Genomic DNA, 20,833 nt, shown 5'->3' on the forward strand with positions numbered 1-20,833 from the left:
TGTGGACCCCACCCGACCGCTCGCCGGTGTCCCCTCTGCGGAGGGGACGCCGGCGGTTCCCGACCCCGGACCGCTGCTGCGCAGTGCGTCTCGTGGGGACCAGGGAGCCTTCGCCCAGCTCTACGACCTCACCGCGTCCCGCGTGCACGGCCTCGCCCTGCGCGTGGTCCGTGACCCGGCCCAGGCCGAGGAGGTCACCCAGGAAGCCTTCCTGGAGATCTGGCGCACCGCCAGCCGCTTCGACCCCGACCGGGGATCACCGCTGGCCTGGATGCTGACGATCACGCACCGCAAGGCCGTCGACCGGGTGCGCTCGGCCGAGGCCGCGACCCGGCGCGACGAGACCTACCACCACCAGAACCGGCCGGTCGAGCACGACACCACCGCCGAGGCCGCGCACGCCTCGATGGAGGCCCGGCGCGTACGCGGCGCGTTGGAGACACTGACCCCGGTGCAGCGCGAGGCGCTCGAGCTGGCGTACTTCGGCGGCTACACGCACGCGCAGGTGGCCAACATGCTCGACCTGCCGGTCGGGACCGCGAAGACCCGGATCCGAGACGGATTGATCAGACTTCGAGACACGATGGGAGTAGGCCAGTGAGCGAAGACATCCACGCGCTTTCGGGCGCCTACGCCGTCGACGCCCTCGACGACGTCGAGCGCGCGCACTTCGAGCGCCACCTCGCCGGCTGCGAGGCGTGCCAGGCGGAGGTCGACAGCCTCCGCGACGCCACGGCACTGCTCGCCTCGACCACGGCGACCCCGCCGCCGCCCGCGCTGCGCGACGCCGTACTCGCCCAGATCGCGAACGTGCGGCCGCTGCCGCCGCTCGTCGAGGACGACGACGCCGCGGAGCGCCAGGAGCAGCTCGGCTCCGTCGCGCTGGAGACCGGCCCCGGGACCGGCGCTGCCGGATCCGGTGAGGAGCCGGCTGCCCCCGGCGCGACGCCGATCACCGCGGCCCGGTCGCGACGGCGCTGGACCAGCGTGCTCGCGGTGGCCGCCGCCGCGGTGGTGGCCGGCGCCGTGGGGGTGACCGTCACCCAGCCCTGGGACGACGGCGGGTCCGATACCCCGTCGCTGTCGGCGGTGGAGCAGGTGCGCCAGGCCGACGACCTGGAGGCCTACAGCCAGGAGTTCCCCGACGGCTCCGAGGCCACGGTGCTCGTGTCCCGCTCGCTGAACAAGGCCGTCCTCGAGACCGAGGACATGGCCCCCGCGCCCGAGGGCAAGGTCTACGAGGTCTGGCTGGACCACCGCGAAGTCGGGATGGTCAGCGCGGCGATCATGCCGGAGGGCGAGGACAACACCGTCGTCCTCTCCGGGGACCCCGCCACCGCGATCGGCGCCGGCATCACCGTCGAGCCCGAGGGCGGATCGCAGACCCCGAGCGACGAGGTCGTGGCGCTCTTCGAGTTCGACAAGGCCTAGCTGGAGCACTAGCTGGGCTGTTGCCCTGACCGCCTGCGGGCGCCGGTGTCGTGCTGACACCGGCGCCCGCAGGTGGTTCGCTGGAACGATGGACGCCGTCGACGCCGCGTTCGCCGCCACCCCGCGCTCGTTGTTCCTCCCGCGCGAGGAGCGCCGCCACGCCGGTCACGACGGGCCGCTGCCGATCGGGCGCAGCATGACCTGCTCGCAGCCGCGCACCGTCGCGGCGATGCTGCGGCTGCTCGACGTACGCCCCGGGCAGCGCGTGCTCGACGTCGGATCCGGGTCGGGCTGGACCACCGCCCTGCTCGCCCACCTGACCGGCCCCACCGGCGAGGTGCTCGGCCTGGAGCTCGAGCCGGACCTGGTCGCCGTCGGCGCCGCCAACCTCGCCACCACCCGACGACCCGCCGCACGCATCGAGGCCGCCCGCCCCGGCACCCTGGGCGATCCCGCGGGCGCGCCGTACGACCGGGTGCTGGTGTCGGCCGAGGCCGCCGCGCTGCCCGACGCACTGGTGGCCCAGCTGGCCACCGGCGGGCGGATGGTGATCCCCGTGGCCGGCACGATGTTCCTGGTCCGCGCCGAGCCCGGTGGGACCGCCGTCAGCCACCACGGCGCGTACCTGTTCGTGCCGCTGCGCGAGCCGTAGGGGACCTCTCTAGCCCTTTGGGGCCATTGACCGCGCAACCAACCGTCTGCTTGGTTGTTCGCACCCCCCCCCGGACACCTCGCTCGCCACCCTCGTCCCCCTCACCGAAGCCCGTCGACCGGGCCGCAGCGGCGTACGCGACGCGTCCCTTCGTGAAGGAGTGGCATGTCTCTACCCACCCGACGGCGCCGCTGGAAGGCGCGCGGACCCGCGCTGATCTTCTCGGCCGCGCTGGTCACGTCCATGTTGGCCATCGCCGAGAGCCCCACCGTCACCGCCGCACCTGGAACCCCCGACCTCGTCCTGGAGCGCCAGGCCGACGAGGAGGCCATGGTCGTGGAGGTGCTGCTCGCCGACACCGCCGAGATGGACCGCCTGGTCGCCACCGGCGTCGATCTCGAGCACGGCGTCGAGCAGACCGACGACGGGCTGACGGTCCGCGCGGTCGTCACCGACAGCGAGATCGAGGCGCTCACCCGCGCCGGCTACACGTTCGGCGAGGTGCTGTTCTCGCAGGCCGACTCCGCCCGGGCGTTCGCCGAGCGGCAGGAGGCCATCGCCGCCACCAAGGCGGAGAACCGCCCCGGCGTCAAGGGCAAGAGCGTCCGCGAGCGTGCCCTCCCGGGCTCCACCCCGCCCGACGCCTCCGACATCGAGATCATCCGAGCCGACTACTACACCGCGTTCGGCGTCGGCACCCTCTCCGTCGAGGCCAAGTGGGACTTCGGCCAGGAGCTCGACACCCCCCTGACCGTCCAGCGCGACAGCGGCCCCGGCACCCCGATGGGCTCCGGCGGCACCCAGACGATCACCCGCTTCGTCGACGCGGGCGTGTACATGTACCACCTCGGCGCCGCGCCGGTGCACGTCGACGTGCGCGGCGAACCGGTGCGCCCCGACCGGATCCAGATCACCAGCCCCAGCGGCGACGTGACGATCGTGAAGGTCAACGACTGGCTGCGGACCGGCTCGGAGGACGACCCGTTCAAGGGACCGGGCTACCAGCAGGACTACATGTCGAAGTACCTCGTGCCCACCGAGCTCTACGCCCGCCTCCAGCAGCTCGCGAAGAGCTTCCCCGAGATCGCCGAGGTCGTCGAGCTCCCGAACCGCTCGGCGGGCTACCGCCGCAAGGCGCAGGCCCTGCTCGAGGACACCAACAAGATCACCGCGACGATCGACGGGCGCCAGGTCCAGATCCCGTACGCCGTGGCGTCGAGCGGCGCCTGGGCGTCGCTGCTGCCCACCGCGGAGACCACGGCGGCGCCCGTCGTACTGCGTCGGGTGACGTCGGCGGCGAACGCGGCCTGGCCGGCGGCCACGCCGACCATGGGCTGCGGCCCGATCACCGGCCTGCCCGCCGGCGCGATCGCGGTCATCGACCGCGGTGAGTGCTCGCTGGCCGACAAGGTCCTCAACGCCCAGAACGCCGGCGCGGTCGCCGTCGCACTGGTCAACGCCACCACCGGCCTGGCGACCGCCCCGAGCGGCAGCGCCACCCCGACGAGCGGCGAGACCATCACGATCCCGACCGTCGGCATCTCGCTGATGGACGCGACCCGCATCCGCAACGGCGGCAACGCCGTGACCGGCCAGCTGGTCCCGGCCGAGGCCGTGCCGAACGCCTCGCGGGTCGGCATCGAGTCCCTCGCCTGGGGCCACGAGGGCGGCAACGCCCTCAGCGCGCAGATCGTCGACCCGGGCACGCCCGACGCGGCCCTCGACGTCACCGTGAGCGACAACCGGGTCACCATCAGCGTGGCCACCGACGCGAGCGGCGCGATCACCACCACCGCCATCGACGTGGTCAACGCGATCGCGGCCGACCCGGAGGCCTCGACCCTGGTCGACGCCTACCCGTACCGCACCGAGGCCGGCACCGGCGTCGTCCGGGCGACCCCGGTGATCGAGCTGAGCGACAACCTCAACGCGCCGGCCTGGGTCTCTCGTGACCCGCACCCGGTCTATGCGCTGAAGATCGGCAAGACCCGGGACGGCTCGAAGCCCGGGGTCCTGGCCTACGCCCAGGAGCACGCCCGCGAGTGGGTGCCGCCCCTGGTCACGGTCGAGGTCGCCGAGCGGCTGCTGCGCAACTACGCCACGCACGCCCCGACGAAGGACCTGGTCGACAACCTGGAGATCTGGATCGCCCCGTCGATCAACCCCGACGGTGGCCATTACTCCTTCTTCGACTTCGCCTCGCAGCGCAAGAACATGACGCGGTACTGCGCCGAGAGCGGGGCCTACGACGCCACCGGCCGCAATGTCTGGGGCGTGGACCTGAACCGCAACTACACCGAGTACAGCGCCTTCGACGGCTACTCCGGCGCCTCGACCACCGACTGCACCAGCGGCTCCTTCGCCGGTCCCGCGGAGCTCTCCGAGCCCGAGGCCCAGAACGTCGACTGGATGATGGCGCGGCCGAACATGCGGTACTCGATGAACATGCACTCCTCAGGCGACTACTTCATGTGGGCCCCCGGGGCGTACAAGGCCGAGGGGCGCGTCACCTCCCCGCGGCCGACCGTCGGCGAGGAGGCCTACTTCTGGCAGGCCTCCGACCGGATCCTGACCGCGATCAAGCGGCACCGCGGCATGAGCGTCACCCCGGCCCGCACCGGGCCGATCGTCGACGTGCTGTACTCCGCGGCCGGCAACTCCGGCGACCTCGGCTGGTACAAGTACGGCCTGTACGGCTGGAGCTTCGAGGTGGGCCGGACCTTCCAGCCCCCGTTCGAGGCGCTCACGCCCACCGGCCCCGGTGCCCACGACGAGACGATGGAGTACGCCAACGGCATCATCGAGCTGCTCCGGGTCGCCCGCGACCAGGACCTCGACGTGACCGGCCCGACCTCCACGCTGCAGTTCGTCGAGACCTCGGACCCGGCCCAGGTCGAGTTCGTCTTCGAGACCGACGAGGCGGCGGAGATCTACTACACGACCGACGGCTCGGCGCCCACGAAGGCCAACGCCACCCGGTGGGAGTCCGGCGGCGCCCGCGAGGGCGGCGAGCGGGTCCGCGTCCCGGTCGGCACGCCGATCTACTGGTACGCCGTGGACTCGGCCGGCAACGTCGAGTCGGACTACGACCCGGCCGATGCCTCCGACCAGCGCTACCGCAAGTGGATCGCGGACCCGGAGTGGGAGCCGGCGCAGGCCGACGCGAGCGTCGAGCTGTCGATGGCGCCCACCACGGTCAAGCAGGGCCAGAAGTCCACGGCCACCGTCTCGGTGACGGCCACCAACGACTTCGACCTCGCCCCGTCCGGCACCGTGACGCTCAAGGCGGGCGCCGCGACCATCGGCACCCTCACCCTGGGCGCCGACGGCACGGCCAGCGGCCCGGTCGGGCCGTTCCCCACCGCCGGATCGGTGTCGGTCACCGCGACGTACGCCGGTGACGACCTGACCGCCGCCGCCACCTCGGCGCCGGCCACGGTGCGGGTGACCCCCGCGGCCGTGGTGAAGGTCGCCTCGAGCACGAAGGTGCAGAAGATGACCCCGGCGCGGATCACCCCGACGACCCGGGCCCGGCTGACGGTCAAGGTCAGCGCCTCCGCGACCGTGACCGGCAAGGTCGTGGTCCGCTCCAACGGCAAGGTCGTGGCCCGCGGCACCACCAACGCGAAGGGTCGAGTGGTGCTGACGCTGGCACGGCTCGGCAACCCCGGCCAGAAGACCCTCGTGGTCCGCTACGCCGGCAACACGTTGGTCAAGGCGTCCAACGCCCGCACGGTGGTGCGCGTGGTGCGCTGACGCAGGACAGATCGACCGGCGGGGCCGGCAGCACCTCAGGGTGCTGCCGGCCCCGTCGGCGTACGGGCGGGAGCGCGCCGTTGGTCGAGCTCGTCGAGACCCACGCAGGGATGTGCCCCCGCCGGCAGGGTGCCGGCGGGGTCCGGGGCGGTGGACCTAGTCGTCCGGCGGGCGCGCAGCGACAAGGCTCGTGGTGCCGTGGTTCTTGATCAGGTGGAGTCCGTGTGGGGATCGCCAGAGGTACGTCGCCGCGTCGGTCTTGTCGTAGGTCCAGCCCGTGTGGGTCTTGGCGCGATGGTGGCGCCGGCACAACGGCGCAAGGTTGCAGCTGCACGTCTCGCCAGCGTCGCCGTGAGCGGTGACGTGGTCGGTGTCGCAGCGGCGGGCCGGTCTCTCACACCACGGGAACGCGCACACCGGTTGGGCGAGCTTGGTCTGCTCGGCCAGGCGGTCCGGGACGGCGTAGGCGTCGGTGTGGTGGTGGGCCTCGAGGTCGATGACCGGCTTGATGATCACCTGCGCGTCGGGGCTGCCGCACCAGTCGCGGACCTGGTCGGTCGAGACGATCGATCGGGTCTCCTCGACGTGCGCGATGCCGGCTTCGTCACGGCTGATCGCGGCGTCGGAGAGGTGGACGTGGAGGACCACCCGGCGCGGCTTCACCACCGACGCGGCGCCGTTATCCGCCTCGGCGCGAAGGTCCAAGGTCAGCTGACGCCGAGCCAGTTCACCGGCCGCCATCGAACGGCGTACATCGAGCGACTCCGTCGAGCCAAGCACGGCCAGCTCCTCCGCACCCTGGCGGATCGCGGCATCCAGGTCGAGGGCATCGGCCAGGTCCAGCTCGCCCTCCACCCGCACCGTCCCCTCATGGGTCGCCTCCCGGGCGTGGACGTCGAAGCGTCGCCCGTCCGCGGCCTCCCGGCGCTGCTTCTCCGCGCCCTCGGGGTCGAAGGTGGCCCGGGCGTGGTCCACGAGCCGCTCGATCATCGCCCACCCGACCTTCCCGACGGTCCCGGCGAGCTGACGGTCGACGAAGTCCGCACCCGCCGAGGGCAGCTTCAGCGTCAGCTGCGCCAACCGGCGAGCCTTCCACGGCGCCACCTGGCCGTCCTGCACCGCCTTCCAGGTCCGTGGCAGCCGGTGCGCCAGCGCCAACGCCTCCCCGATCAGCGATCGGGCCGCATCCGTCGACATCCCCAATGCGGCGCCCAGCTCCATCGGCGCGAACTCCGCCACCAACGGCGTCCCCTCACCCCCGAGCGGGACCGCCACCTCCGCGAACACCCACCCCACGGCCGGACTCGACGAGACCGACTCCGCAGGATGCATCGCCGCCCACGCCAGCGCCCCCTGGAGGACCTCGACCTCCGCCGCCTGCACCGCAGCCCGACGCGACTGCACGAACACCAGCACAGCGGCTGGGGTGTCGCAGTCGGGGAGTTCGGAGTCGGCCATGCCTCATCCTACTCGAACGTACGTTCGAGGACAACGGTTTCTCCACCGCTTTTTTCAAGTTCCTCGCCGTGGTCTCGACGCCCTCGACCGGCGGGGCACCACTCAACCTCCGGGGCGGCCCTATCCTGCGCCCATGAGCGAAGCGGAGGACCTGGTCCGACTGGCGTCTGCGGACAACTTCCGTGACGTGGCGGGGCCGGGACATCGGGCGGGGGACGGGACGCCGCTGCGTACCGGGGTCTTCTACCGCTCCAACGAGCTGCGGCTGACCGACGAGGACGCCGCGTCGATCGCGTCGCTCGGGGTGAGCGCGATCCACGACCTGCGCACGCGGGCGGAGGTAGAGCACCGGCCGGGGGTGGACGTGCCCGGGGCGACCCGTCACCACGTCGACGTCCTCGGCATCCCGCTGGAGGAGATCACCGAGCTCGCTGACGCGGAGGCCGCGGTGGCGCTGATGGAGCGGGTCTATCGCGGCTTCGTCGAGGAACCCGCGACCCGCGCGGCGCTCGGGACGCTGCTGACCTCGCTGGCGGTCGAGGGCGTCCACCTCTTCCACTGCACCGCCGGCAAGGACCGCACCGGCTGGACCGCCGCGCTGCTGCTCCACCTGGCGGGGGTCGAGGACACGGTGGTGCTGGCCGACTACCTGCTCACCAACACCCGCGCCGCCGCGAGCCGAGCGGCCACGCTGCGCCTGATCGCCGAGACCCGCGGGCCGGACAGCGCGGCGGTCTTCGAGCCGGTGCTGCTCGCCGATGCCGACTACCTGCACACGGCGTACGCCGCGGTGGAGGCGCGCTATGGCACCCGCGAGCGCTACCTGCTCGACGGGCTCGGCCTCGAGCCGCAGGTCCTCGACGCGCTGCGCGCCCGCCTGCGCGGCTGAGGGTCAGCGCCGCGGCTCCCCCGGGACCTCGTCGGGCGCCTCGTCGACCCCGGCCTCGAGCTCCCCACCGGGCTGCCGGTCGACCGCGTCGAGCTCGCGCTCGCTGCGCCCGGCGTCGACGTCCCCGAGGCCCGGGAACTCCAGCGGCAGCGTCGGCTCGTACTCGGCGTCTGGCCGGTCGTCCTGGTCCAGCGGCGAGGGGCCATAGCTGACCCGCACCCGCTGGAAGCTCTTGTGCCGCTGGGAGCGGACATAGCTGGTGTAGGCGCGCCGGTCGGCGTCGGTGAGGCGGACCCGGTCGGTGAACGCGGTCAGCAGCGCCCGCGGCCACAGCTTGCGCACCGCGACCACGTTGACCTCGATGCCGATCACGGCCATCGCCGCCGCCATCCACAGCACGCCGATCAGGCCGAGGACGAGGGCGAAGGTCTGGTTCATTTCACTGGTCTCGGCCAGGACGTTGGTGACGTAGAGCGTGCCGACGTACTGCAGGGTCTGCCACAGCACCGCGATCACGAACGCGCCGGGCACCGAGCCCCACAGCGGGTGCGAACGCGCCAGGCCCATCCGCATCACCAGGGCGAGCACGAGGGTCGTCGCCACCACGGTGACCACCACGATCGGCCAGCGGTACGACGCCACCCGCTCGCCGAACACGGTGGCCTGGCTGAGCGCGGAGATCAGGGAGAGCGAGAGCAGCGCGAAGCCCACCGTGAAGATCAGCCCGAGGCTGCGCAACCGCAGCAGGATCGGGTTGGGCCGCTTGTTGCGCGGGACCGCCCAGGCGACGTTGAGCGCGTTCTGCACGGCGGTGCCGAGCCCGAGCGCGCCGTACAGCGCGACGCAGAAGCCGACGACGACACCGCTCGTGGAGCCCTTGATCCCGCCGGGGCGGCCGAGCTGGTCGCCGATGATCGGGAACTGCCCCAGCGCCGAGTCGAGCACCCGCTCCTGCAACGGCAGGTCGCCCTGGAGCACGAAGCCGAGGACCGAGGTGGCGAGCAGGAGCAGCGGGAAGATCGCGATGAAGGCGTAGTAGGTGATGATCGCGGCCAGGTAGTTGCCCTGGTCGTCGGAGTACTTGTAGATCACCGCGATCGGGAAGCCGAGGACCGGGACCCGCTGCTGGGCGCGGTCCACTCCCTCGCTCACTCGTCCCACGGTCCTCACGCTACCGGCGTCACGCCAGCAGCGCGGTCACGGCGGCCCGCCCCGGCGCAGTAGTCCGCCACACCAGGGTCGTCATCGTCGCGATTCACGACCCCTGTGTGGCGGACTACCGGCACGCGGTCAGTACGACTTGGGCAGCCCCAGGGAGTGCTGGGCGACGTAGTTGAGGATCATCTCGCGGCTCACCGGGGCGATCCGGGTGACCCGGGAGGCGACCAGCAGGCCGGCGACGCCGTACTCCTGGGTGGCGCCGTTGCCGCCGTGGACCTGCACGGCGGTGTCGACGGCCTTCACGCAGGCCTCGCCGGCGGCGTACTTGGCCATGTTGGCGGCCTCGCCGGCACCGGTGTCGTCGCCGGCGTCGCACAGCGCGGCAGCCTTCTGGGTCATCAGCCGGGCCAGCTCGACCTCGATGTGCGCCTCGGCGAGCGGGTGCGCGACGCCCTGGTGGGCCCCGATCGGGGTCTTCCACACCGTGCGCTCCGCGGCGTACGTCGTGGCCTTGTCGAGGGCGTAGCGGGCCAGGCCGGTGGCGAAGGAGGCGGCCATGATCCGCTCGGGGTTGAGCCCCGCGAAGAGCTGGAAGATGCCGGCGTCCTCGTCGCCGACCAGCGCGTCGGCGGGCAGCCGCACGTCGTCGAGGAAGACGGTGAACTGCTTCTCCGGGCTGACGATCTCCATCGCGATCTCCTGGGCCTCGAAGCCGGGAGCGTCGGTGGGGACCACGAACAGGCACGGCTTGAGGTTGCCGGTGCGCGCGTCCTCGGTGCGCGCGACGACCAGCACGTGCTCGGCCTCGTCGACGCCGGAGATGTAGACCTTGTTGCCGCTGAGCAGCCAGTCCTCACCGTCACGGCGTGCGGTCGTGGTGATCCGGTGAGAGTTCGAGCCGGCGTCGGGCTCGGTGATCGCGAAGGCCATCGTCGAGGTGCCGTCGGCGATGCCGGGCAGCCAGCGCTGCTTCTGCTCCTCGGTGCCGAAGCGGGTGATCACCGTGCCGCAGATCGCCGGGCTGACCACCATCAGCAGGAGCGGGCAGCCCTGGGCGGCGAGCTCCTCGCAGACCGCGGCGATGTCGCCGATGCCGCCGCCCCCGCCGCCGTACTCCTCAGGGATGTTGATGCCGAGGTAGCCCTTGCGGCCGATGTCGAGCCACAGCTCGGTGCTCTTCTCGCCCGCGCGGGCCTTGCGGGCGAACCAGTCACGGCCGTAGGTGCCGGCCAGCTTCGCGACCTGGCGGCGCAGCTCCTGGCGCTCCTCGGTCTCGGAGAAGGTGGTCATCGGTGCTCTCCTTCATCAGGGGTATCGGTGGCGCCGGGATCGACCACGGCGAGGACGGCCCCGGTCATCAGGAGTAGCCCAGCAGCTTGGCGGCGAGGTCGGTGAGCACCTCGGTGGCGCCGCCGCCGATCGGCAGCAGCCGCGCGTCGCGGTAGTGCCGCTCGACCTCGGTGCCGTGCATGTAGCCGGCCCCGCCGAACAGCTGCACCGCCTGGTCGCAGACGTACGCCGCGGTCTCGCACGCGGTCTGCTTGGCCAGGCAGGCCTCGGCGATGACCATCTCGCCGGCGGCGTGGCGGCGCGCGACCTCGTGGGTGTAGGCGCGGGCGACCTCCACCTGGCGGTGCATCTCGACGAGCTTGTGGCGCACCGCCTGGCGCTTGATCAGCGGCTCACCGAAGGTCTCGCGCTGGCCGGCGTACTCCTTGGCCAGGGCGAGGGCGCGCCCGGCGATGCCGTAGCCGTGGACCGCGAGCGCCATCCGCTCGACGACGAACTGCTCGGCGATGTACCAGAAGCCGGCGTTCTCCTCGCCGACCAGGTGGCCGACCGGCACTCGCGCGTCGACGAAGGAGAGCTCGGCGGTGTCGGAGCAGCGCCAGCCCATCTTGTCGAGGCGGCGGTCGACGGTGAAGCCGGGGGTGTCCTTGTCGATGACGAGCAGGCTGACGCCGCTGGAGCCGGGGCCGCCGGTGCGCACCGCGGTGGTGACGAAGTCGGCGCGCACGCCGCTGGTGATGAAGGTCTTCGCGCCGTTGACGACGTAGTGGTCGCCGTCGCGGACCGCGGTGGTGCGCAGGTTGCCGACGTCGGAGCCGCCGCCGGGCTCGGTGATCGCGAGCGCGCCGATCATCTCCCCGGCCAGGGTCGGGCGCACGTAGGCGTCGATGAGCTCCGGGGTGCCGTGCGCGGCGATGTGGGGCAGCGCGATGCCGTTGGTGAACAGCCCGGCCATCAGCCCGCTGGAGGCGCCCTCGGCGAACATGCCCTCCTGCAGCGCGATGGTGTCGAGCAGGTCGCCGCCCTCGCCGCCCACCGACTCGGCGAAGGAGACGCCGAGCAGCCCCTGGCGGGCGGCGGCGCGGTGCAGCTCGCGCGGGATCTCCCCGGCGTCCTCCCACTGCTGCAGGTGCGGAGCGACCTCGCGGCGGGTGAACTCCCGGGCGGTCTCCTTGAGGGCCGCGCGGATCTCCGCGGCCTCCTCGGGGGTGGCGGTCGTGGGGTCGGTCGTGGCGGTCATGCGAGGTCCTCCTGGACGTGGACGGGGCGCGAGCGGACCCGCTCGGCGAGGCCGGCGGGGTTGCCGACGCGCAGCAACTCAGACATGGGGGCTCGCGTCGGTGGGGGCGGAGCGCGCGCGGCCGGGGCCGGGCGGGCCGGCGAAGGCCTGGGCGATGCGCAGCCAGTGCTGCGCGTCCGGGCCGGTGACGACCAGCGTGGTGTCGTCGGGGTGCGTCCGCTGGGTGACGAGCAGGCAGAAGTCGTACGCCGGGCCGCTCACGGTCTGCGCCGCGTCGGTGGGCCCCCAGGTCCAGACGGCGCCGGACGGCGCGTCCAGCTGCACCCGGAACGGCTCGGCCGGCGGCGTCTCCCCGCGGGTGGCGTAGGCGTGGTCGCGGGTGCTGACGCCGAGGTGCGCGACGTGGCGGATCCGGTCGGTGGGCGCCGGGCGGGCGCCGAGGGCGTCGTGGACGTCGAGGGCGTGCGCCCAGGTCTCCATCAGCCGGGCGGTGGCCATCGAGGTCGCCGACATCGGCGGGCCGTACCACGGCAGCCGGACGTCGGAGGGGTGCGCTCGCAGCGCCTCGACCAGGGCGGCGCGGGCCGAGTCCCAACGAGCCAGGAGGACTGCGGGCTCGAGCCGGGCGAGCTCGTGGGCGCCCTCGTCGACGTACGCCGCGGGGTCGCGCAGGGCCCGGGCGACCTCCGCGTCCCAGGCGCGCGCACCCTCGGGGGTGTGGGCGCCGGCCGCGAGCAGCGCGCGCTCGTCGGTCCAGGCGAGGTGGGCGACCTGGGTGGCGATGCTCCAGCCGGGCGCGGGGGTCGGGGTGGCCCAGGCCGCGTCGTCGAGGCCGGCGACGGCGGCGCGCAGCTGCGCGGCCTCGGCGTCGAGGTCGGCGAGCAGGTCCCCCAGGAGCGTCATGACGTGCTCCCGCCGAGCGCCTCGTCGAGGACGAGCGCCCAGCGGTCCAGGACGCCGGCGCGGCGGCGGGCGTCGTCGGTGAGGGTGTCGGCGAGGCCGAGGCCACGGACCAGGTCGAGGGTGGCCTGCACGAGCTCGCGCACCCCCTGCACCGACTCGTCGGCGCCGAGCAGCTCGACGGTGCGGCGGTGCAGCTCGCGGCCGACCTTCTGCTCCAGCGGCGCGACCGCGGCCATCAGCGTCTCGTCGGTGCGGGCCGCGACCCACAGCTCCAGGGCCGCGGTGAAGATCGGCGAGGTCACGTGGTCGGCCAGCATCTGCAGCACCGCGCGGGTGCGCTCCGGGCCGGTGGGCAGCTCGGCCGCCGCCTCCTCCAACTCGCGGGCCCGCACGTCGGCCACGTGCTCGACGGCCGCGACCACCAGGGCGTTCTTGGTCGGGAAATGGTGCAGCTGGGCGCCCCGGCTCACCCCGGCACGCTCGGAGACGACGGTGGTCGAGGTCCGGCTGAAGCCGCGCTCGGCGAGGCACTCGACGGTCGCCTCGAGCAACCGGGCCCGCATCGCGCGGGTCCGCTCCTCCTGCGGCACCCGCGCGGGAGCTGCGGCGGCGGGATCGGACGACGAGCTGCTCATGCCCCCAGCATGGGTGCCCAACAACAAACAGTCAAGCCTGACTTTTTCTGTTCTCAGTCGATGCGCGTGACCATCGGCAACCGACCTCGCGTCGTGGCCGCGACCAGGGCAGCGGTCAGCAGCGGCAGCCCGACGACGATCGCCCCGATCAGCAGCCAGGGCACGTCGAGGAAGTGGTCCGGCAGGTCGGACCCCTCTGGTCGCCCCGCGTAGGTGAGTGGATAGCTCACCGCCCAGCCCGGCACAAACCCGACGGCCGCCCCCAGGACCGAGCCGATCAGGCCGACCACCAGCGCGTACGACGCCGCGACCGCGCGCCGCAGCCGCGGCGCGGCGCCGACCGCAGCCAGGGTCGCCAGGTCCCCCCGGGCGTCGGAGAGCGCGAGCGAGGTAGCAGTGAGAGTGCCGGCCAGCATCAGCACCGCACCGAGGACGCCCAGCCCGACCTGCACCAGCGTCGCCGCCATCGGCCGCTCATAACCCCGCTCGACCTCCACCTGGGCGAACGGCGCGATCGCGCCCAGGGCCTCCTCGATGTCGCGCTGGGCCGCCCGGTCCACCGACCCGGCAACGGTCAGGCCGACGGTCACCACCTCGAGGCCGAGCGCCTCGGCGACCTTCGGGGAGAGGACGGAGCGGATCTTCCCGGCGTCAGGTGCGACCCGGACCACCGCGACCGGCGCCTGCACCCGTCCACGCTCGCGCCTGCGGCCCGGACCGTACGGCGTGTGCTCGACCCTCACCGTGCCGTGCGCGCCGGGCACCGCCGTGGCACTGAAGCCGACCGCACCGCCGGCCGCGAGGGCCCGGTCGGCCCGCTCCCGGTCGGCCACGGAGACGCCGGGCAGGGCCGCGGGGAGACTGTCGTCGACGAGGTCGGCGGCCCCCAGGCTCGCGCCCCAGGACTCCCGGGTCCCCTTGCCGTGGGAGGTCTGGACCTTCACCTCGAGGTGTCCGGTGTCTGTCTCGTCCAGCACCCCGTCGATCCGGTCCAGGTCCACACCCGGGAGCTGCCGCTCGACCGCGGCACGCACCGCCACCCAGTCCGTGGTGAGGTCGGCGTACCCGGTGCCGGGGTCGGTGACCGTGACTGCTGCCGCACCGTGGCGCAGCGCGGCCGTGTAGGTGGCGGCGTTCTCCGCCTCGTCGCTGGCCGTGGCGATGCCGAGCGCCACCACCCCACAGACGGTCGCCGCCACGGCGGAGACTGCCGGGACCGTGCGGCTGCGGTGCCGGGCGGCGTCGCGCACGGCGTACCGCAGCGGGAGCGGGAGGGCGCGGCCCAGCCGCGCCACGGCCGTGACCACCACCGGCACGAGCAGCGCCATGCCGACCACGGCCAGGATCGTGGCGCCGGCGATCCGGACCTCTCCGCCGGATGAGCCGCCGGTCGCGGCGCCGGCGAGGCCCAGGCCCAGCAGGACCAACCCGAGGAGCGGGAACCGCAGGGAGGCCGGCCCCTCGCCCCGGCGTCCGCCGAGCACCGCGACGACGTTCTGCCGGGAGGCGATCCAGGCTGGCGCTGCGGCTGCCAACAGTGCGGCGCCGACACCGAATCCGGCAACGAGGAGCAGCAGCAGCCACGGCAGGTCGAAGGGGCCGAACCGCTCCCCCGACCAGCGCTGGACCAGCGGCACGGTGACAGCCGCGAGGCCCAGGCCGGCCACGATCCCGACGACGGCAGAGAGCCCGCCGACCACGACCGCGGTGCCGAGGACGACCCGGCGCGCCTGCGCCGGCGTCCCGCCGGCGGCCGTGACCAGGGCGATCGTGCGTGCCTGACGCCGCGCCCCGACCGCGAACGCCGGCCCGGCCAGCAGCACGACCTCGAGCAGGATCATGACCACCACCAGCGCGATGATCGTCGGGACCACGTCGTCGTCGTACGACGCGAAGGCGAGCGCCTCGGCCGGCGGGTCCTCGACCACCGCACGGGAGAGCACGTAGGCGCCCAGGGCGTTCAGCGTCCGCACCTCCTGCCACGTGACCGGTCCGCCGCCGACCAGCCAGGTGGTGGTCCGGGGCGGGTCGTCCGCGTCCTTCGCGGCGGGCGCCAAGGAGCCGGGCAGGCCGACGAGCCGTTCCCAGGTGCCACTCGAGGGATCGTGGGCGATCCCCACCACGCTCAGGGCGCGCCGCTCCACACCGTCCGGGCCGTCCGGGCCGAGCAGGCCGATCTCGTCGCCGACGGCTAAGCCGCGCTTGGCCAACGGCTCGGTGATCACGACCTCGTCGATCGAGCGTGCGAAGCGGCCGTCGGTCAGGTCGAAGAGTCCCGCCGCGAGCGGGTCGGTCGCGTCGAGTTCGTTCGCGCCGGCGCTGACGACGCCGTCCCGGGTGTCCACGAGCACCTCGGAGTACCTCGTCTCCAGCGCCGGCACGTCGCGGCCCAGGGCCTCGCGCACCTGCGCGAGGGTGGGGCGGTCCCGGCGGGGCCTGGTCGATGACCCGGAGGCCTTGTCGGGGTCGACGCCCTGCTCGACGTCGACGACCCCGTCCTCCACCACGATCTGGGCGTCCGCGGCTCCCAGCCGGCGGTCGAGCCCCTCCCGGACGGAGACGTCGGCGGTGCGGAGCACGACGGCGGTCGCGGTGACCGCGAGGACCGGCAGCATGATCATCACGACCATCAGGACCGCACGCCGCTTGGCGCGCCAGGACTCCCGCCAGGCCAGCCGGACCGCGACCCGCCAGCCGCCCACCCAGCCGGAGAGGCGGCGGGCCCGTGTGCGCCTCACTGGGCGTGCCTGGGGCCGAGCAGGCCCTCCACCGAGGCATTGCCGCTCTCGTCGACGATCACGCCGTCGCGCAGGAACACCACCCGGTCCGCCCAGGCCGCGTGCCGCGCCTCATGGGTCACCATCATCACGGCGGCGCCCGCGTCGCAGCGCGAGCGGAGCAGGCGCAGGATCTCCTCGCCCGCCTCGCTGTCGAGGGCGCCGGTCGGCTCGTCGGCCAGCATCAGACGCCGCTCGCCGACCAACGCGCGGGCGATCGCGACCCGCTGCTGCTGGCCGCCGGACATGTCGTCGGGGAACCGGTCGGCCAGGTGCTCGATACCGACCTCCTCCAGCACCTCGAGCGCCTCGGCCCGCGCGCGCCGGCGACGTACGCCCTCCAGCTCGCGGGGCAGGGCGACGTTCTCGGCGGCGGTCAGCGCCGGGATCAGGTTGAAGTCCTGGAAGACGTAGCCGATCGAGGTGCGCCGCAGCCGGGCCCGCGCCGCGGGGCCGAGACCGGCCAGCTCCACGCCCTCGACCCGGACGGTGCCGGTGGTCGGCTCGTCCAGGCCGCCGGCCAGCGTGAGCAGGGTCGACTTGCCCGAGCCGGACGGACCCATCACCGCGACCAACTCGCCGGGAGCGACCTCGAGACTGATGCCGCGCAACGCGTGCACCTCGGCGATTCCGCTGCCGTGCACGCGGGTGAGCCCCTCCAGCGACAGCACGCTCATCGGCCGGACTCCTCGTCGCGCTCGCCGGCCGGGGCCGGGGCTCGGCCCGGCGCTTGGGCGGGCTCGCGCAACCGGTCGCGCGCCTGCTCCAGCCAGTGGCGCTCGGCGCGACGCATCGCGATCACGGCCTCCGAGCCCAGTCGCTCGCTCATCGCCGCACCTGCTTGGCGGGCCGCGACGCAGGCGCCGGCTGCGGCGTACCGGCCGGGCGGTCGAGCGCGGCGCGGCGCACCCGGGCCTCGGTGTGGTCCAGCCACCGGATCTCGGCCTCGGCAGCGAAGACCAGCGAGTCCAGGACCAGGCTCCAGGCCAGGTCGCCGGTGTCCTGCTGCGGTGCCGTGCGCTTGAGCCGGGTGTAGTCCTGCAGCGCGCCCATCGTGGCGACCCGCTGTTGCTGGATCACCGCGGCGACGTCAACGCCGGGGACGGTCACGGCCAGCGCCAGCTTGATCGCAAGCTCATCGCGCGGGGGCTGGCTGCGGCTGACCGGGGTCGTGAACCAGCTGCGGGCCTCCTCGCGCCCGGGCTCGGTCAGCGCGTAGTGGACGTGACCGCCCTCGTCCGCGCCGGCGGCGACCACCAGGCCGTCGCGCTCGAGCCGGGTCAGGGTCGTGTACACCTGCCCCACATTGAGCGGCCAGGTCGCCCCGGTGCGCCGTTCGAACTCGGCGCGGAGCTGGTAGCCGTACATCGGCCCCTGCTCAAGCAGCGCCAGCAGGGCGTTCTTGACCGACATCGCGGACCACCTTCTGTCTCGGTTGCCGCGACCGTATACCGGATATGCATACCGCGTATAGAGATTCGGTTGAATCGAGGGTTTGGACCGTTGAGTCGAGAGTTCGACCGTCGAGTCGAGGGTTTGGACCGGACCGGCCGCACGAAGTCTCGACTCGACCGTCAGAAGTCTCGACTCAACGGTAGGTAAGCAGGTCCCCGGCGAGGTGGGGGTGCTCGTTGAAGCTCAGCAGGCGGGGGCCGGTGGGGCCGACGACGACGCGGGTGACGCCGGCGTTGACGACCACGGTGTTGAAGCGCGACCAGAGGCGGGCGGCGAGGGCGGCGTCCCCGTCCCCCGTGCCGCCCACGAGCGTCGCCGCGGCGGCGGCGACCGGGCCGCCGGAGGTCACCACGACCACGACCGCCCCGCTCCCGGCGCGCTCGGTCGCGCGCGCCAGCGAGCCGCGCACCCGGCCGAGGAACGCCGGCCAGGACTCGTCGTACTCCGCGTCGTGGGCGCCGGCGCACCAGCGCGCGGTGGCGCGCTCGAAGGCGGACTGGAAGGCGCGGCGGTCCAGCTCCCCGTGCGGTACGCCGGGGTCCGCGGCGACCACGGAGAGGTGGTCGAACTCGTCCCACCCGGCATCCACCTCGGCACCCGCGGGGTCCCACCCCGGGGCCCCGGCGGCGCCCTCGAGCATCGCCTCGAGCGTCTCGCGGTGCCGGCGCATGTCGCCGCGCACCAGCGCGGTGGGCGCGATCCCGCGCGCGGCCAGGTCGGCACCCAGCGCCCGCCCCTGCGCCCAGCCGGCGGGCGACAGCACGTCGTAGTCGTCGGCCCCGAAGGAGGCCTGGCCGTGGCGCACCAGCAGCAGGAGACCCATGCGGCCGCACGCTAGAGCATCCGCGCCGGCCCCACCCGCGCCATCTGCTCCGACGCGATCGCGCGCCCTCGCAACGCCGACCGGCGCCGGCCCCGCGGGTGCGGGACCGGCGCCGGTCAGGGAGTGCGGACCGCGATCAGGCCGGGAACGACCCGCCGCTGCTCGCCAGCTCGCGCAGGTACGCCGTGGGGCGGAAGCGGTCGCCGTACTTCTCGGCCAGCTCGTCGGCGCGGGCCACGAACGCGCCCAGGCCGATCTCGCCGTCGGCGCCCTCGTAGCCGGTCATGAACTGCGCCGCACCGCCGGTCATGGGCGGGTAGCCGATGCCCATGATCGAGCCGATGTTGGCGGCCGCGGCGGAGGTGATCACGCCCTCCTCGAAGCACTTCGCGGTCTCGAGCGCCTCCGCGAACAGCATCCGGTCCTTGCAGTCCTGGATCGAGGGCTGCTCCTCGGCGACCGGGAACAGCTCGGCCAGACCCGACCAGATCGAGCCGCGCTTGCCGGACTCGTCGTAGTCATAGAAGCCCTTGCCGCGCAGGCGCCCGGGGCGGCCGGCCTCGATCATCTTGTCCACGACGACGGTGCCCGGGTGGGCGTCGTACGTCGAGCCGTCGCGCTCGGCGGCGGCCTTGGTCGCGGCGGCGATCTTCGACATCAGCTCCAGGTTGAGCTCGTCGGAGAGCTGCAGCACCGGGGCCGGGTAGCCGGCCTGGGTGGTGGCCCGCTCGATGGTCCAGGGCTGCACGCCCTCGGCGAGCATCGCCATGCCCTCGTTGACCATGAACCCGATGACCCGCGAGGTGTAGAAGCCGCGGCTGTCGTTGACCACGATCGGGGTCTTGCGGATCTGCTGCACCACGTCGTAGGCCTTGGCCAGCGCGACGTCGGAGGTCTCCTTGCCGCGGATGATCTCCACCAGCGGCATCTTGTCGACCGGCGAGAAGAAGTGCAGGCCGATGAAGTCCGCCGGGCGGTCCACCCCGGTGGCGAGCTCGCTGATCGGCAGCGTGGAGGTGTTGGAGCACAGCAGCGCGTCGTCGTTGACGTACGGCGCGACCTCGGCGAACACCTTCGCCTTGAGCTCCGGGTCCTCGAAGACCGCCTCGATCACCAGGTCGCAGCCGGCGAGGTCGGAGGCGTCCCCGGTCGGCAGGATCCGGTCGAGCAGCTCCTGGCTCTTCTCCTCGGTGAGCTTGCCGCGACCGACGGCCTTCGCGTTGATCTTCTCGGAGTAGGCCTTGCCCTTGGCGGCGTTCTCGGCCGAGACGTCCTTGAGCACGACCTGCATGCCGGCGCGGGCGCAGACGTAGGCGATGCCGGCGCCCATCATGCCGGCGCCGAGCACGCCGACCTTGGTGGCCTTCCAGGGCTCGATGCCCTGCGGGCGCAGCGAGCCGGACTTGATCGCCTGGAGGTCGAAGAAGAACGCCTGGATCATGTTCTTGGCGCCCTGGTTGATCACCAGGTTGGTGAGGTAGCGCGACTCGATGCGCGAGGCGGTGTCGAAGTCGACCTGCGCCCCCTCGACCGCCGCGGACAGGATCGCGCGGGTGGCGGGGTAGACGGCGCCCTTGGTCTGCTTGCGCAGCAGCGCCGGGAACGCCGGCAGGAAGCCGGCGAGCGCCGGGGACTTCGGGGTGCCGCCGGGCATCTTGTAGCCCTTGGCGTCCCACGGGTTCTGCGAGGCCTCGGGGTTGCCCGCGATCCACGCCTTCGCGGCGGGGAGCAGGTCCTCGCGGGAGGCGACCAGCTCGTCGATCAGACCCTTCTCCTTGGCCGCCGCCGGCTTGAACTGGGCGCCGGTGAGCAGCACCTCCATCAGGCCGGACTGCAGGCCGAGCAGGCGCACGATGCGGGTGACGCCGCCGCCGCCGGGCAGCAGGCCGAGGGTCGCCTCGGGCAGCCCGAGGGCGATCTTGGGGTCGTCGACCGCGATGCGGTGGTTGCAGGCCAGGCAGATCTCGAAGCCGCCGCCGAGCGCCGCGCCGTTGATGGCGGCGACGACCGGGCGCGGGAAGGTCTCGAGGCGGCGCAGGTCGGCCTTGATGCCCTCGGCCATGTCGAAGACGTTCTGCGCGTCGTCCTTGGTCGCGGTGACCATGCTCTTGAGGTTGCCGCCGGCGAAGAAGGTCTTCTTGGCGCTGGCCACGACGACGCCGGTGATCGACTCGGGGTCGGCCTCCAGCTCGGCGTACAGGCGGTCGATGGCCTCGGCCATCGACGACTTGTACAGCTCGTTCATGGTGTTGGCGCTCGCCGTGGGGTCGTCGAGGGTCAGGGTGACGATGCCGTCGGCGTCGCGCTCGTAGCGGACGGCCGACTCAGTGGTGGTGGTGCTCATCGCTGTATGGGTTCCTTCG

At 73.1% G+C, this 20,833-nt stretch carries 17 protein-coding genes; 5 read left to right on the forward strand and 12 right to left on the reverse strand.

Annotated elements, in window-relative coordinates; all coding sequences use genetic code 11:
• Position 1: 1 nt before the first annotated feature.
• The 4 genes from sigK (at position 2) to GFH29_RS20890 (ending at position 5,839) form a co-directional block, all read left to right on the forward strand.
• A complete protein-coding gene (gene sigK, locus GFH29_RS19700) occupies positions 2-601 on the forward strand; it encodes an ECF RNA polymerase sigma factor SigK (RefSeq protein WP_153325422.1) in 600 nt (199 codons plus the stop codon).
• A complete protein-coding gene (locus tag GFH29_RS19705; protein WP_153325423.1) occupies positions 598-1,431 on the forward strand; it encodes an anti-sigma factor domain-containing protein in 834 nt (277 codons plus the stop codon). Before sigK ends, GFH29_RS19705 begins: the two co-directional genes overlap by 4 nt.
• 88 nt (positions 1,432-1,519) lie before the next feature.
• A complete protein-coding gene (locus GFH29_RS19710) occupies positions 1,520-2,083 on the forward strand; it encodes a protein-L-isoaspartate O-methyltransferase family protein (protein ID WP_153325424.1) in 564 nt (187 codons plus the stop codon).
• A 165-nt stretch (positions 2,084-2,248) separates the two neighbouring features.
• Positions 2,249-5,839 carry a M14 family zinc carboxypeptidase gene (locus GFH29_RS20890; RefSeq protein ID WP_153325425.1) on the forward strand — a complete coding sequence of 1,197 codons (3,591 nt, stop codon included), beginning with the start codon at positions 2,249-2,251 and terminating at the stop codon, positions 5,837-5,839.
• A 156-nt stretch (positions 5,840-5,995) separates the two neighbouring features.
• On the opposite strand, the gene GFH29_RS19720 is transcribed toward GFH29_RS20890, so the two are convergent.
• Entirely contained in the window at positions 5,996-7,297 is a 1,302-nt protein-coding gene (locus GFH29_RS19720) for an HNH endonuclease signature motif containing protein (protein ID WP_153325426.1), read from the reverse strand.
• Between the two features lie 133 nt (positions 7,298-7,430).
• Here GFH29_RS19720 and GFH29_RS19725 point away from each other — a divergent pair, with 133 nt between their 5' ends.
• Entirely contained in the window at positions 7,431-8,186 is a 756-nt protein-coding gene (locus tag GFH29_RS19725) for a tyrosine-protein phosphatase (RefSeq protein ID WP_194289041.1), read from the forward strand.
• A gap of 3 nt (positions 8,187-8,189) precedes the next feature.
• On the opposite strand, the gene GFH29_RS19730 is transcribed toward GFH29_RS19725, so the two are convergent.
• The 11 genes from GFH29_RS19730 to GFH29_RS19780 all read right to left on the reverse strand — a co-directional run bounded on the left by GFH29_RS19730 (position 8,190) and on the right by GFH29_RS19780 (position 20,814).
• A complete protein-coding gene (locus GFH29_RS19730; protein WP_228387640.1) occupies positions 8,190-9,338 on the reverse strand; it encodes a YihY/virulence factor BrkB family protein in 1,149 nt (382 codons plus the stop codon).
• Between the two features lie 138 nt (positions 9,339-9,476).
• On the reverse strand, positions 9,477-10,637 hold the full coding sequence (locus tag GFH29_RS19735) for an acyl-CoA dehydrogenase family protein (protein ID WP_153325428.1): 1,161 nt from the start codon (positions 10,635-10,637) through the stop codon (positions 9,477-9,479).
• 67 nt (positions 10,638-10,704) lie between these two features.
• Entirely contained in the window at positions 10,705-11,877 is a 1,173-nt protein-coding gene (locus tag GFH29_RS19740; protein WP_153325429.1) for an acyl-CoA dehydrogenase family protein, read from the reverse strand.
• A gap of 78 nt (positions 11,878-11,955) precedes the next feature.
• On the reverse strand, positions 11,956-12,780 hold the full coding sequence (locus tag GFH29_RS19745) for a TIGR03084 family metal-binding protein (protein WP_153325430.1): 825 nt from the start codon (positions 12,778-12,780) through the stop codon (positions 11,956-11,958).
• Entirely contained in the window at positions 12,777-13,415 is a 639-nt protein-coding gene (locus GFH29_RS19750; protein WP_153325431.1) for a TetR/AcrR family transcriptional regulator, read from the reverse strand. Before GFH29_RS19750 ends, GFH29_RS19745 begins: the two co-directional genes overlap by 4 nt.
• A gap of 53 nt (positions 13,416-13,468) precedes the next feature.
• A complete protein-coding gene (locus GFH29_RS19755) occupies positions 13,469-16,153 on the reverse strand; it encodes an ABC transporter permease (protein WP_153325432.1) in 2,685 nt (894 codons plus the stop codon).
• A complete protein-coding gene (locus tag GFH29_RS19760) occupies positions 16,150-16,869 on the reverse strand; it encodes an ABC transporter ATP-binding protein (protein WP_153325433.1) in 720 nt (239 codons plus the stop codon). Before GFH29_RS19760 ends, GFH29_RS19755 begins: the two co-directional genes overlap by 4 nt.
• A complete protein-coding gene (locus tag GFH29_RS19765) occupies positions 16,866-17,021 on the reverse strand; it encodes a hypothetical protein (protein WP_153325434.1) in 156 nt (51 codons plus the stop codon). The genes GFH29_RS19760 and GFH29_RS19765 overlap by 4 nt, the downstream gene beginning before the upstream one ends.
• Entirely contained in the window at positions 17,018-17,605 is a 588-nt protein-coding gene (locus GFH29_RS19770; protein ID WP_153325435.1) for a PadR family transcriptional regulator, read from the reverse strand. Before GFH29_RS19770 ends, GFH29_RS19765 begins: the two co-directional genes overlap by 4 nt.
• A 175-nt stretch (positions 17,606-17,780) precedes the next feature.
• Entirely contained in the window at positions 17,781-18,470 is a 690-nt protein-coding gene (locus GFH29_RS19775) for a histidine phosphatase family protein (RefSeq protein ID WP_153325436.1), read from the reverse strand.
• Positions 18,471-18,606: 136 nt separating this feature from the next.
• Positions 18,607-20,814, reverse strand: a complete 2,208-nt coding sequence (locus tag GFH29_RS19780) for a 3-hydroxyacyl-CoA dehydrogenase NAD-binding domain-containing protein (protein WP_153325437.1) — start codon at positions 20,812-20,814, stop codon at positions 18,607-18,609.
• Positions 20,815-20,833 lie beyond the last annotated feature (19 nt).

This window comes from Nocardioides sp. dk884 (assembly GCF_009557055.1).
GTDB lineage: Bacteria > Actinomycetota > Actinomycetes > Propionibacteriales > Nocardioidaceae > Nocardioides.